Genomic DNA, 12,073 nt, shown 5'->3' with positions numbered 1-12,073 from the left:
CCCGCTCAGCTCTGGTTGAAGAAGCCGTCGGCCGGCCGGCCGACGGCTTCGCCGTTGACCACCCGGGTGTGGGCGGGCGTCAGCAGGAAGACCCGGGTCGCCACGCGCTCGATCGATCCGCGCAGCCCGAAGGTCAGTCCCGCGGCGAAGTCGACGACGCGCTTCGCGTCGGCGGGGTCCATCGCCGTGAGATTGACGATCACCGGCACACCGTCCCGGAAGAGCTCACCGATCCCGCGTGCGTCCCGGAAGCTGTCCGGGGTGACGGTGGCGATCCGGCGTCCCGTGTCCTCGGCCTTCTCGGAGGCCACCTGGACGCGGGGATCGGTCACCCATGGCTGGTTCGTGCCGGTCTCCGCATCCTCGGAGTACTCGTCGTCGTAGTACCGCTCGTCGTTGTCCTCCACGAGGCCCAGCCAGGCGCTCGCCTTGCGCACCGATCCCATGGACGCCTCCTCTCACCGCGGTTCGTTGGTGTCCCGTATCTCTTTCCTATCCCCATGGTCGTCCATGATGCGGATACAGCGCCAAGGGGATAGTCGCCACATAGGCGATTCGTGACGCTACTGGTGCAGAAGATGTGGCGATTCGTCAGGGTTCATACCGCATAGGGGGGCTTGCGGAATGAAAATATGATGCTCCGTCCGTACGGGTGAGACGGCGGGCGTACGGGTGAACCCGCTCGCTCGGTACGATGCACGCCGCGCAGGTGCGCGAGCACGCGGCTCGCGCAGATGAACGTCTCCCGGGGGATCGTCATGTTCGGAATCGTGAGGCCGTGCACCCATCGGCTGTCCGAGGGGCTCAAGGCGGACTGGATGGCTCATCTCTGCGGTCTCTGTCTCGCCCTGCGGGCGGACCACGGACAGTTCGCCCGGGTCGTCACCAACTACGACGGCCTGATCGTCTCGGTCCTGACGGAGGCTCAGTCCGCGCCCTCGGCCGGACAGCGGCGCACCGCGGGGCCCTGTCCGCTGCGCTCGATGCGGACGGCTCCCGTCGCCCGGGGCGAGGGGGCCCGTCTCGCCGCCGCGGTGTCGCTCGTCCTGGCGTCCGCGAAGGTGCGCGACCATGTGGCCGACCGCGACGGCCTGTTGAAGCGGCGCCCCGTGGCCGCCGCCGCGCGCCGCGTCGCCGCGGGCTGGGACAGGGCGGGGGCGCGCACCGGAGCCGAGCTCGGCTTCGACACCGCGGTCCTGGTCGACGCCGTCGACCGGCAGACCGGTATCGAGTCCCTCGCCGGACCGGGTACCCCGCTGCTGACGGTCACCGAACCCACCGAGACGGCGACGGCAGCGGCCTTCGCGCACACCGCCGTGCTCGCCGGCCGGCCGGAGAACGCCGAGCCGCTCGCCGAGGCCGGGCGGCTCTTCGGGCGGCTGGCCCATCTGCTGGACGCCGTGGAGGACCTGGAGGCCGACGCCGCTTCGGGTGCCTGGAACCCGCTCACCGCGACCGGCACCCCGCTCGCCGAGGCCCGCCGCCTGTGCGACGACGCTTTGCACGGTGTGCGCCTCGCGATGCGGGACGCCCGGTTCACCGACGGCGCGCTCGCCCACGTCCTCCTGGTGCACGAACTGCGGCGCTCCGTGGACCGGGCCTTCGGGCCTGCCGCGTGCGCGCACCAGCGGGGCGCTCACCCCTCAGGGGCCTTCGGTCCGCCGCCCGGCAACCCGTACGCCCCCACCCCCGGAGGCCCGCCCGGACCTCCGCTCCCGCCCGAGCCGCCCCGCAACCGGCGTGGACTCATCGCCGGCTGCCTGGTCTGGGCGGGCCTCGCCTGCACCTGCCAGCTGTGCTGCGCCGGCAGCTTCAACGACCCGTGGAGCGGACAGGAGCGCGAAGGGCTCTGCCACAAGTGCGACTGCGGGGACTGCTGCGAGGGCTGCGACTGCTGCAGCAACTGCTGCAGCTGCGGCGAGGGCTGCGACTGCGGCTGCGACTGCTGATCCGGCGTCAGGCGGGCCCGCCCGCCTGGCTCACCTGATCTCGGGCGGGGAGATCCGCGACGTCTCGATCGCCGACTTGCCGGTGCCCCACTTCTCGAGGATGCGGTCGTAGGTCCCCTCCGCCTTGAGACTGTTGACCGCCGCCTGGAAGGCGGGTGCCAGGGGGGTCCCCTTCTTGAAGGCGAAGCCGACGTCGAGCCGCTTGTACTCGTTCAGGAAGCGCAGCCCGTCCATCTGGGAGACCGCGTAGCGCAGTCCGTTGATCGTGGACATCAGGACGTCACTGCGGCCCTGCTCGAGCGACATCCAGACCGCGGCCTGGTCGGCGTACGTCCGCACCTCGTACGGCTTCCTGCCCGTCTCGGCGCACAGGTGCCGGTTCTCCTCCAGTGTCGCCTCGAAGGTGGTCCCCGCTCCGGTGCCGACGGTCAGGCCGCACAGCTGGGTGAGGTCGGTGACCTTCGTCAGCTCGCTGTCGTCGCGGACCGCGAAGCCTTGCCCGTCGTTGATGTACGTAACGAAGTCGATCGTCCTGCGGCGTTCGTCCGTCACCCCGAAGTTGCCGGTGCCGAGGTCGTACTTCCCGCTCGTGAGGGCCGGCAGGATCGCCTCGAAGGAGGCGACCTCGCGCTTCAGTTCCAGCCCGAGCGTCCTGGCCACCGCGTCCGCGAAGTCGATGTCGGCGCCCGCGAGCGTCCTGCCGTCCTCCTCGTAGAACGCACCGGGCGGGGCGCCGACGCTCGACGCGAGGGAGAGGGTGCCCGAGGCGCGGACGCCGTCGGGCAGCAGCTTCGCCGCCGCCTCGTTCCTCGTCACCGACGAGACCACGTCGGTCGTCGGAGTCCTCGCCCGGCCCGCCGGGCCTGCCTGTGAGGCCGCCGGGTCCCCCGGCCCGCACGCGGTGAGCAGGAGTGCGGCCACGGTGATCAGTGTGAAGGCAGCGGTGTGCCGGGTTCGGGGCATGACGGGGTTTCTCCGGGTTCGTCGACCGGGCTCCGGTGCCTGGGCGGCGCGGAGCGTCGGGGCGGGAGATCAGCTGTGCGAGGGGAGGGCCCAGCGACGTCGTGTGCGTGAAGGAACGCGGGGAATACCGCTCCGGCGCCGACGGGGGCGCGAGCGGGAAGAGCGGAAACGCAGGGGGGTCAGCTCAACAGGAACAGGACCACACACGACCGAAGTCGATGTGGGAGCGGGTGACCAGCCACTGCTGCGGATGCATGGCCCAAGTGGAGCAGGCATCCGGTTGCGCGTCAACCGAGGTGAGACGTACGGCTCACACTGTGGACACGCTTGACAACAGCACCGGGTGGCGCTTTTCTCGGAGGCGGACCGGCGCTGAGGGGCCCGGTCCACGTCGTTCCACGCGCTGAAGGCACGCCCCGTGTTCGATCTCTGCATCCACGGAGCCTTCGTATGTCCGCGCAGACACAGACCCATGCCCCGTCACTTCCCGCCCCACCGGGCGGACACGCGGGTGACGACATCCCGCGCATCGTCCCCGTACGCCGGACCGGCCGGTGGACGGCGGCCGTTGCCGTCCTCGTCCTTCTCGCGGGCGCCCTGCTCTCCGTCGTCCGGAACGACGCCTTCCAGTGGGATGTCGTAGGCGAGTACCTCACGACCGGATCCGTACTGCGGGGCCTCGGCCTCACCCTGTGGCTCACCGGCCTCGTGATGGTGCTCGGCTTCGCCCTCGGCACCCTGCTGGCGGTGCTCAGGCTCTCCGGCAACCCGGTTCTGCGGGCCGTCGGCTGGGGCTACGTCTGGCTGTTCAGGTCGACACCGATCCTGGTCCAGCTGCTCTTCTGGTTCAACATCGGCGCCCTCTACCCGCAGATCCTCGGCGTCGACACGGTCAACCTCCTCGGCCCGGTCGCCGTCGCCGTCATCGGGCTCACGCTCCACGAGGCCGCGTACGCCGCCGAAGTGGTCCGCGGCGGCATCCTCTCCGTCGAACGCGGCCAGCTGGAGGCCGCCCAGTCGCTCGGCCTCGGACCCTGGCGCCGGCTCCGGCGGATCGTGCTGCCGCAGGCCATGCGCTCCATCGTGCCGCCCGCGGGGAACATGCTGATCGGGACGCTGAAGGGCACGTCGATCGTCAGCATCATCGCCGTCCAGGACCTGCTGTACTCCGCGCAGCTCGTCTACCACCGCACCTACGAGGTCATCCCGCTCCTGCTGGTCGCCACCCTCTGGTACGTGGCGGTCACCTCGCTCCTGTCCATCGGCCAGTTCTACGTCGAACGCCACTACGCACGCGGCACGGCGGGTACCCGGTGAGCACCCCGGCACTCGTCGTCATAGGCGCCGGGCCGCGCGGCACCGGCGTCATCGAGCGCATAGCCGCCAACGCCGCCGAGCTGTACGGCGACCGGCCCCTGGACCTCCATCTCGTCGACCCCTACCCGCCGGGCGGCGGCCGGATCTGGCGACAGGACCAGTCCCCGCTGCTCCGGATGAACTCCATGGCCGAGGACGTCACCATGTACACCGACGACACGGTCCGGCTGGACGGCCCCGTGACCCCGGGCCCCGCCCTGCACACCTGGGCCGCGGACGTCCGCGAGGGACGGACCGCTGTGGCCGCCGGCCCCGGGGTCCTGGAGGAGATCCACCGCCTCCGCGACCAGGACTTCCCCAGCCGGCAGCTTCAGGGCGCCTATCTGCGCTGGGTGTACGAGCGGACGCTCGCCGCGCTCCCGCCCGGCATCACCGTGCACGAACACACCGGCTGCGCCCTGGGCGTCCTGGGCACCCGTGGCGACCGGCAGCGCGTCCGGATCCAGGGGCGCGCCGAGCCGCTCGTCGCCGACCTCGTCGTCCTCACCGTCGGCCACCTCGACGCGGAACCCGGCCCGGAGCAGCAGGAGCTGACCGCGTTCGCCACACGCCACGGTCTGGTCCATCTGCCGCCCGACTTCACGGCGGACACCGATCTGTCGGTCCTGCCGGCCGGCGAACCCGTCCTCGTGCGCGGCTTCGGCCTCGCCTTCACCGACCTGATGGTCCTGCTCACCGAAGGGCGCGGCGGGCGCCACGAGAACGGGGCCTACATCCCCTCGGGCAGGGAGCCCGTCCTGTACGTCGGATCGCGGCGCGGTGTCCCGTACCACTCGAAGATCGGCTACACCTGGCAGGGTGAACGGCCACCGCTGCCGCACCACTTCGGCGACGCCGAGGTCCAGGAGATCCTGGACCGCCCCGGCCCCGTGGACTTCCGGCGCGACCTGTGGCCCCTGGTGTCCAAGGAGCTGGGCCACGCCCATTACCACCGGCTGTTCGCCGCCCATCCCGAGCGCACCGCCATGGACCGGGCCGGCTTCGCGGAGAAGTACGCCCTCGCCGCTCCCGGCAGCGCCGAGCTCGCCGCACTGGTCGCCTCAGCCGTCCCCGACCCGGCCGACCGGCTCGACCTCGACGCCCTCGACCACCCGCTCGACGGGGTGCGCCACGCCTCGTACGACGCCCTCCAGGACGGGCTGCGCGCCTACATCACCGCCGACCTCGAACGCCGGCACGACCCACGGCACAGTCCCGACCTCGCCGTGTTCCTCGGACTGCTCTCCGTCTACGGGCAGTTGATCCGCCTCGGTGACACCGGCGAGTGGTGGCACGGCTTCTTCAGCCATCTCGCCTCCGGGCCGCCCGGCCCCAGGCTGCGCCAGCTCCTCGCCCTGTCGCGGGCCGGGGTCGTCCGCTTCCTCGGCGCGGGGATGACCGTCGAGTCCGACGAGGAGCGGGGCCTCTTCCGCGCCCGCAGCGCCACCGTGCCCGGCGCGTGCACCGAGGCCCGCGCCCTGGTCGAGGCCCGCCTGCCGGACCCGTCGCTGCGTACCGCCCGCAGTCCCCTGCTGCGCGGACTGTACGCGGACGGCGCAGCCGGCACCGACACGGGGCTGCTCCGCGTCGACCCCGCGGACGGCCGGATCCTGGACCGGGACGGCCGCCCCCACCCTCGCCGTTTCTCGCTCGGCCCCGGCACCACCGCACGCTCCAGCGGCGCCTTCACCCGGCCGCGCACCGGCGGCCCGGCCTTCCGGCAGAACGACGCGACCGCCCGCGCGGCGCTCGCGTTCCTGCGCGACCTCTCCTGTCGGGACCGCCTCACCGCGTGAGCCCGCGCCCTCTTCGTCCTCCCGTCGCAGAAGGAACTCCACCATGTCGCTGACCAGCGATCCACCCCTGCGCCCACCGGCCGCGACCAGCCCCGGGCACGATCCGGCCCTCGACGACCACGCGGCCCTGAAGGTCGTCCCCGTACGCCATCCCTGGCGCTGGGCGGCCGTCGCGGCCACCGCCGTGCTGCTCACCCAGTTCCTGTACGGACTGGTCACCAACCCCGGCTGGGAATGGGATGTCTTCGCCCGCTACGTCACCACCGGGACCATCCTCCGGGCCGTCCGGGTCACCCTCGAGCTGACCTTCTACGGCACGGTGGCCGGCTTCGCGCTCGGCATCGTCCTGGCCTTCATGCGGCTGTCCGCCAGCCCGTTCCTCAGGGCCGTCTCGTACGCGTACGTCTGGGCGTTCCGCTCGATCCCGCTCATCGTCCAGCTGCTGTTCTGGTTCAACCTGGCGTACCTCTACGAGGAGCTCCAGCTGGGCATCCCGTTCGGACCCGGCTTCGTCTCCTTCGACACCATGAACCTCGTCGGCGCGATGAGCGCCGCAGTCCTCGGACTCGCCCTGCACCAAGCGGCGTACGCGGCGGAGATCGTCCGCGGCGGCGTACTGGCCGTGGACAGCGGCCAGTCGGAGGCGGCCGCCGCACTCGGCATCCCACGGCTGAGGCAGCTGCGGCGCATCGTGCTGCCGCAGGCGATGCGCTCCATCCTGCCGAACGCCGCCAACGAGATCGTCTCGCTCTTCAAGGGCACCTCGATCGTCTCCGTGATGGCGATCGGCGAACTCTTCTACCAGGTCCAGGTCGTCTACGGACGCAACGGCCGGGTGGTGCCCCTGCTCATGGTCGCCACCGTCTGGTACGTCCTCCTGACCACCGTGCTCTCCGTCCTCCAGCACTACGTCGAACGCCACTACGCCAAGGGAGCCGTGCGATGAGCACACCCACGGAAGAAGCCGGCGGATCCGACCCCATGGTCGAGATCCGGTCCGTGCACAAGAGCTTCGGACCGATCGAGGTGCTCCGCGGCATCGACCTGTCCGTACGCGCGGGAGAGGTGACCGTCGTCCTCGGCCCCTCCGGGTCGGGGAAGTCCACCCTGCTGCGCACCATCAACCACCTGGAGAAGGTCGACCGGGGCTGGATCAGCGTCGACGGGACCCTGGTCGGCTACCGCAGGTCCGGCGACAAGCTGTACGAGCTGCGTGAGCGGGAGGTCCTTCGCCAGCGCACCAGGATCGGTTTCGTCTTCCAGAACTTCAACCTCTTCCCGCACCTCACCGTCCTCGAGAACGTCATCGAGGCCCCGGTGGCGGCCCTCGGCCGCCCCCGCAAGGACGCCGTCGCCGCCGCGCGGGGGCTGCTGGCCCGCGTCGGGCTCGCCGACAGGACCGGGGCCTACCCCAAGCAGCTCTCCGGAGGCCAGCAGCAGCGCGTCGCGATCGCCCGCGCCCTCGCGCTGGAGCCGAGACTGCTGCTCTTCGACGAGCCGACGTCGGCGCTCGACCCCGAGCTCGTCGGTGAGGTCCTCGACGTGATCAAGGACCTGGCCCACGGGGGCACCACGATGATCGTCGTCACGCACGAGATCGGCTTCGCGCGCGAGGTCGCCGACACCGTCGTCTTCATGGACGAGGGACGGATCGTCGAACAGGGTCCGCCCGCCGACGTACTCGACCACCCCGTCCAGGAGCGCACCCGCGCCTTCCTCTCCAAGGTCCTCTGAGCCATGTCCCCGCAGTCGAGGAGCAGCCACATGCCCGTCCGCCGTACCTTCACCACCGCCCTTGCCGCTCTCGCCGCCGCCGGCCTGCTCACCGCCTGCGGGGCGAGCGACGCCACCGAGGACGTGATCCGGGCCGAGGGCGGCAAGGACACCGGTATCGACATCGGACCCGGGCAGAACCGGATCAGGGGCACGAAGGTGGACGCCATCGCGGCCGAGGTGCCGGCCGCCGTCCGCGAGCGCGGCACGCTCCGGCTGGGCGCGAGCGCCGACGCCTCGCCACCGCTCGGCTTCTACGCCACCGACGACAGGACCCGGATCGGCAGCGAGATCGACCTCGCGACCCTGATCGCCGACACGCTGGGACTCAAGCCGGAGTTCGAGGAGGTCTCCTGGGAGAACCTCTTCGTCGGCCTCGACAGCTCCAAGTTCGACGGGGTCCTCTCCAACGTCACCGTGACCGAGGAGCGCAAGGAGAAGTACGACTTCGCGACCTACCGGCTCGACAACATCGCCTTCGAGGCCAGGAAGGGCTCCGGCTGGAAGGTGAAGGGCCCGGCCGACGTGGCGGGCAGGACGGTCTCCGTCGCGTCCGGCACCAACCAGGAGAAGATCCTCGTCGACTGGAGCGAGGAGAACGCCGCGGCCGGACGGAAGCCGGTGGACATCAAGTACTTCCAGAAGGACACCGACTACTACCTGGCCCTCCAGTCGGGCCGTATCGACGCCCACCTCGGCCCGAGCCCCTCGGCCAACTACCACGTGGCGTCGGCCGGACAGACCGAGATCATCGGCACGCTCTCCGGTGGGGGCGACGGCGTCCAGGGGAAGATCGCCGCCACCACCAGGAAGGGCAGCGGCCTGGCCGAGGCGTACGCCGCCGCGATCGACCACATCATCCAGGACGGCTCCTACGCCAAGGTGCTGAAGCGCTGGGGCCTGTCCGACGAGGCCGTCGAGAAGTCGGAGATCAACCCGCCCGGCCTCCCCAAGACCGAGAACTGACCCGAGAGGTCCCCATGTCCGCCACCAGGCCCCTCCACCTCGCCGCCGAGATCGGCGGCCCGCCGCGCTACGACGCCGGGTCACACATCGCGCTCGCGCGCCTCGCCGAAGAGGGCGCGCTCGACTTCGTCACCCTGAGCGATTCCTTCGCCCGCCCCGGTCCCGACGCGCTCGCCGTACTGGCCCGCGTCGCCCCGGCCACCACCCGGATCGGCCTCGTGCCGACCGTCACCACCACCCACACCGAGCCCTTCCACGTCTCGTCCGCCGTCGCCACCCTCGACTGGGTCAGCAAGGGCAGGGCCGGCTGGCACGCCGACGTGTCGACGACCGAGGCCGAGGCCCGGCTGTTCGGCCGTCGCCCGGCCGCACCCGCCACCGCTCTGTGGCAGGAGGCGGGTGAGGCCGCCGACGTGGCGGCGCGGCTGTGGGACAGCTGGGAGGACGACGCGGAGATCCGGGACGCCGCCACCGGCCGCTTCATCGACCGCGACAAGCTGCACCACGTCGACTTCGAGGGCAGCACCTTCTCCGTCCGGGGCCCCTCCGTCGTGCCCCGCCCACCACAGGGCCGCCCCGTCACGGTCATCGACGGCACCAGCGGCCCGGCCCGGGAACCCGCCGCGCGGCACGCCGACGTCGTGTACGTGCGGGCGGCGTCCCCGGAACAGGCGGCCTCGCTCCGCGACGACCTGCGCCGCGCCGCGGCCGCCCACGGCCGGGACCCCGACAGCCTGCGGGTCCTGGCCGCCCTCACCGTCGACCTCGGGGACGCGGAGACGGCACCCGAACCCGGACTGCGGAGCGGCCCCCGGCCCGCCGGCCGGGCGGCCCACTTCCGAGGCGGCCCGGTGGACCTCGCCGAACTCATCACCCGGTGGCACGGGGTAGGGGCGGTGGACGGATTCCACCTCATCCCCATCACACCGGAGCGCGACCTCGAAAGGATCGTCAACGGAACGGTGGCGCTGCTCCAGCACCGCAGTCTATTCCGCACCTTCTACCCGGGCGGCACACTCCGCGAGCACCTCGGCCTGGGCCGGCCGGCCAACCGCTACGCGCTCGCGAGGACCTCGGAGGGGACGTCATGAAGCAGATGCACCTCGCCGCCCACTTCCCGGGCGTCAACAGCACCACCGTGTGGTCCGATCCGCGTTCGCGGAGCCAGATCGACTTCACGTCCTTCGAGCACCTGGCCAGGACCGCCGAACGCGGGAAGTTCGACTTCTTCTTCCTCGCGGAAGGGCTGCGGCTGCGCGAGCACAACGGCCGGATCCACGACCTGGACGTGGTGGGGCGTCCGGAATCCCTGACCGTCCTCAACGCCCTGGCCGCTGTCACCGAGCGCCTCGGGCTCGCCGCCACGGTCAACGCGACCTTCAACGAACCGTACGAACTCGCCCGCCGGCTCGCCACACTCGACCACCTCAGCGAGGGCCGCGCCGCATGGAACGTGGTGACCTCCTCGGACGCCTTCACCGGCGAGAACTTCCGCCGGGGCGGCTACCTCGACCGGGCCGACCGGTACACCAGGGCGGCGGAATCCGTCACGCTCGCGCGTGAGTTGTGGGACTCCTGGACGCCGGACGGCACCTCGCGCCCGGTGACGCACACCGGTCGGCACTTCGACGTCTCGGGGGAGTTCACCGTCCCGCGCCCACCCCAGGGGCACCCCGTCGTCATCCAGGCGGGGGACTCGGACGAGGGCAGGGAGTTCGCCGCGTCCGCCGCCGACGTCATCTTCACCCGGCACGGCTCCCTGGAGGCCGGACGCGTCTTCTACGCCGACGTCAAGGCACGCCTCGCGAAGTACGGCAGACAGCCCGAGGACCTGAAGATCATGCCCGGGGTCACCGTCGTCCTGGGTGAGACGGACGCGGAGGCCCGGGACAACGCCGCCGGGATCCGCCGCCGGCAGGTCTCCCCGCAGAACGCGATCCTCGCCCTCGAACAGGTGTGGGGCCGCGACCTCTCCTCGTACGACCCCGACGGGCCGCTCCCCGCCATCGACCCGGACCCCGGATCGAGCATGGTCCAGGGCAGGGTCCGGGTCGCCGACCCGCAGGCCGTGGCCGCGAAGTGGCGGGCGCTCTCCGAGGCCGAGGGGCTGTCCATCCGCGAGACGGTCATCGAGGCCACGGCGCGGCAGTCCTTCATCGGCTCCCCGGAGACGGTCGCCGCCGAACTGGAGGAGTTCGTGGCCACGGAGGCGGCCGACGGGTTCATCCTCGTGCCGCAGCTCACCCCCGGAGGCCTCGACGACTTCGTCGACCGGGTCGTCCCGCTCCTCCAGAAACACGGAACCTTCCGCTCCGAATACGCCGGCTCCACACTGAGGTCGCACCTCGGCCTGGCGCAGCCGGTATGGAAGGGTTGACCGCATGAGCACGGACGCACAGCAGGACAGCGAGGAGTTCCACGCCTGGCAGCGCTGGCACGAGGGCCGCATCGTCGCCGTGGCCGCTCCGCACGGCCCCCTCTCCCTCACCGGCACGCACTGGCTCGCCGACCATCCGGAGGGGCGAATTCCGGCCGTACCTGGGCTGTGGCGCGAGGACGGCGACGAGGTGGTGCTCACCGCCGGTCCCGAGGACGGGCTGACCGTCGACACGGAGCCGCTGGCCGGTGAGATCCGCCTCGGCGCCGACCGGGGTCCCGTCGACACGTCCAGGGTGGCGCAGGGCGAACGCCGACTGGTCGTGCTGAGCCGCGAAGGCCTCTGGGCGGTAAGGGACTTCGACCCCCGGTCCCCGGCCCGCCACTCCTTCCGCACCATCGACGCGACCCCCTACGACCCCGCGTGGTCGCTGGAGGGCACCTTCCGGCCCTACGACTCCGGCCGGACCGTCCGCGTCGAGAACGCCGACGGGCGCGAGCGGGGGCTGGGGCTGGCGGGCGAGATCGCCTTCACCGTGGACGGCACCGAGCACACACTGCGGGTGGCGGTCGAGCCCGACGGTTCGCTCTGGGCCGTCTTCGCCGACGCCACCAGCGGGGACAGCAGCTACCGCTTCCGTTTCCTGCGGCCTCCGGCGCCCGACGGGGACGGCAGGGTGCGGGTCGACTTCAACCGCGCCCTGCTGCCGCCGTGCGCCTTCGCCGACCACTTCATCTGCCCCTTCCCGCCCCCGGGCAACACCCTCACGGTGGCCGTCCCGGCAGGGGAGAGGAACCGCATCGACGGCTGACCCGCCACGCTCCGGACGCAGGGATCCGGCACACCGGTCTCAGCAGCCACAGAGCTGCCGAGGCCGGTGCCGTCGTGCGCCG

Annotated in this window: 11 protein-coding genes; 9 read left to right on the top strand and 2 right to left on the bottom strand. The window is 71.7% G+C overall.

Going from position 1 to position 12,073, the window contains the following annotated elements; translation table 11 throughout:
* Positions 1–5: 5 nt before the first annotated feature.
* A complete protein-coding gene (locus ACHFIV_RS21500) occupies positions 6–446 on the bottom strand; it encodes a cell division protein SepF (protein WP_398971422.1) in 441 nt (146 codons plus the stop codon).
* Positions 447–758: 312 nt separating this feature from the next.
* Between ACHFIV_RS21500 and ACHFIV_RS21495 the strand changes: the two genes are divergently transcribed.
* The gene (locus ACHFIV_RS21495; protein WP_398971419.1) at positions 759–1,949 is read left to right on the top strand and encodes a DUF5685 family protein; all 1,191 of its coding nucleotides are present in this window, start codon (positions 759–761) and stop codon (positions 1,947–1,949) included.
* Between the two features lie 30 nt (positions 1,950–1,979).
* On the opposite strand, the gene ACHFIV_RS21490 is transcribed toward ACHFIV_RS21495, so the two are convergent.
* The gene (locus ACHFIV_RS21490) at positions 1,980–2,912 is read right to left on the bottom strand and encodes an ABC transporter substrate-binding protein (RefSeq protein ID WP_398971417.1); all 933 of its coding nucleotides are present in this window, start codon (positions 2,910–2,912) and stop codon (positions 1,980–1,982) included.
* A 450-nt stretch (positions 2,913–3,362) separates the two neighbouring features.
* Here ACHFIV_RS21490 and ACHFIV_RS21485 point away from each other — a divergent pair, with 450 nt between their 5' ends.
* The 8 genes from ACHFIV_RS21485 to ACHFIV_RS21450 are packed head-to-tail and all read left to right on the top strand — an operon-like array spanning position 3,363 to position 11,991.
* Positions 3,363–4,229, top strand: coding sequence for an amino acid ABC transporter permease (locus tag ACHFIV_RS21485; RefSeq protein ID WP_398971415.1), 867 nt, complete (start codon positions 3,363–3,365; stop codon positions 4,227–4,229).
* The gene (locus ACHFIV_RS21480; protein WP_398971412.1) at positions 4,226–6,064 is read left to right on the top strand and encodes an FAD/NAD(P)-binding protein; all 1,839 of its coding nucleotides are present in this window, start codon (positions 4,226–4,228) and stop codon (positions 6,062–6,064) included. Before ACHFIV_RS21485 ends, ACHFIV_RS21480 begins: the two co-directional genes overlap by 4 nt.
* Positions 6,065–6,107: 43 nt before the next feature.
* Entirely contained in the window at positions 6,108–7,010 is a 903-nt protein-coding gene (locus ACHFIV_RS21475) for an amino acid ABC transporter permease (protein ID WP_398971410.1), read from the top strand.
* 35 nt (positions 7,011–7,045) lie between these two features.
* Positions 7,046–7,798 carry an amino acid ABC transporter ATP-binding protein gene (locus tag ACHFIV_RS21470; RefSeq protein WP_398971536.1) on the top strand — a complete coding sequence of 251 codons (753 nt, stop codon included), beginning with the start codon at positions 7,046–7,048 and terminating at the stop codon, positions 7,796–7,798.
* A 30-nt stretch (positions 7,799–7,828) separates the two neighbouring features.
* Positions 7,829–8,803 (top strand): ABC transporter substrate-binding protein, encoded by a 975-nt coding sequence (locus ACHFIV_RS21465; protein WP_398971408.1) that lies wholly within the window; start codon positions 7,829–7,831, stop codon positions 8,801–8,803.
* 14 nt (positions 8,804–8,817) lie between these two features.
* Positions 8,818–9,894, top strand: coding sequence for an LLM class flavin-dependent oxidoreductase (locus ACHFIV_RS21460; protein ID WP_398971406.1), 1,077 nt, complete (start codon positions 8,818–8,820; stop codon positions 9,892–9,894).
* Positions 9,891–11,180, top strand: coding sequence for an NtaA/DmoA family FMN-dependent monooxygenase (locus ACHFIV_RS21455; protein WP_398971403.1), 1,290 nt, complete (start codon positions 9,891–9,893; stop codon positions 11,178–11,180). Before ACHFIV_RS21460 ends, ACHFIV_RS21455 begins: the two co-directional genes overlap by 4 nt.
* Before the next feature lie 4 nt (positions 11,181–11,184).
* Positions 11,185–11,991, top strand: a complete 807-nt coding sequence (locus ACHFIV_RS21450; RefSeq protein WP_398971401.1) for a DUF1684 domain-containing protein — start codon at positions 11,185–11,187, stop codon at positions 11,989–11,991.
* Positions 11,992–12,073: the final 82 nt, after the last annotated feature.

Source organism: Streptomyces sp. ALB3 (assembly GCF_044385685.1).
Lineage (GTDB): Bacteria > Actinomycetota > Actinomycetes > Streptomycetales > Streptomycetaceae > Streptomyces.
This window is presented reverse-complemented; position numbering and strand designations above follow the sequence as displayed.

What these genes read in the sequence shown, in the direction of transcription:
- ACHFIV_RS21500 (WP_398971422.1), bottom strand. Translation starts at nt 446, where the DNA reads ATGGGATCGGTGCGCAAGGCGAGCGCCTGGCTGGGCCTCGTGGAGGAC.
- ACHFIV_RS21495 (WP_398971419.1), top strand. Translation starts at nt 759, where the DNA reads ATGTTCGGAATCGTGAGGCCGTGCACCCATCGGCTGTCCGAGGGGCTC.
- ACHFIV_RS21490 (WP_398971417.1), bottom strand. Translation starts at nt 2,912, where the DNA reads ATGCCCCGAACCCGGCACACCGCTGCCTTCACACTGATCACCGTGGCC.
- ACHFIV_RS21485 (WP_398971415.1), top strand. Translation starts at nt 3,363, where the DNA reads ATGTCCGCGCAGACACAGACCCATGCCCCGTCACTTCCCGCCCCACCG.
- ACHFIV_RS21475 (WP_398971410.1), top strand. Translation starts at nt 6,108, where the DNA reads ATGTCGCTGACCAGCGATCCACCCCTGCGCCCACCGGCCGCGACCAGC.
- ACHFIV_RS21470 (WP_398971536.1), top strand. Translation starts at nt 7,046, where the DNA reads ATGGTCGAGATCCGGTCCGTGCACAAGAGCTTCGGACCGATCGAGGTG.
- ACHFIV_RS21465 (WP_398971408.1), top strand. Translation starts at nt 7,829, where the DNA reads ATGCCCGTCCGCCGTACCTTCACCACCGCCCTTGCCGCTCTCGCCGCC.
- ACHFIV_RS21460 (WP_398971406.1), top strand. Translation starts at nt 8,818, where the DNA reads ATGTCCGCCACCAGGCCCCTCCACCTCGCCGCCGAGATCGGCGGCCCG.
- ACHFIV_RS21455 (WP_398971403.1), top strand. Translation starts at nt 9,891, where the DNA reads ATGAAGCAGATGCACCTCGCCGCCCACTTCCCGGGCGTCAACAGCACC.
- ACHFIV_RS21450 (WP_398971401.1), top strand. Translation starts at nt 11,185, where the DNA reads ATGAGCACGGACGCACAGCAGGACAGCGAGGAGTTCCACGCCTGGCAG.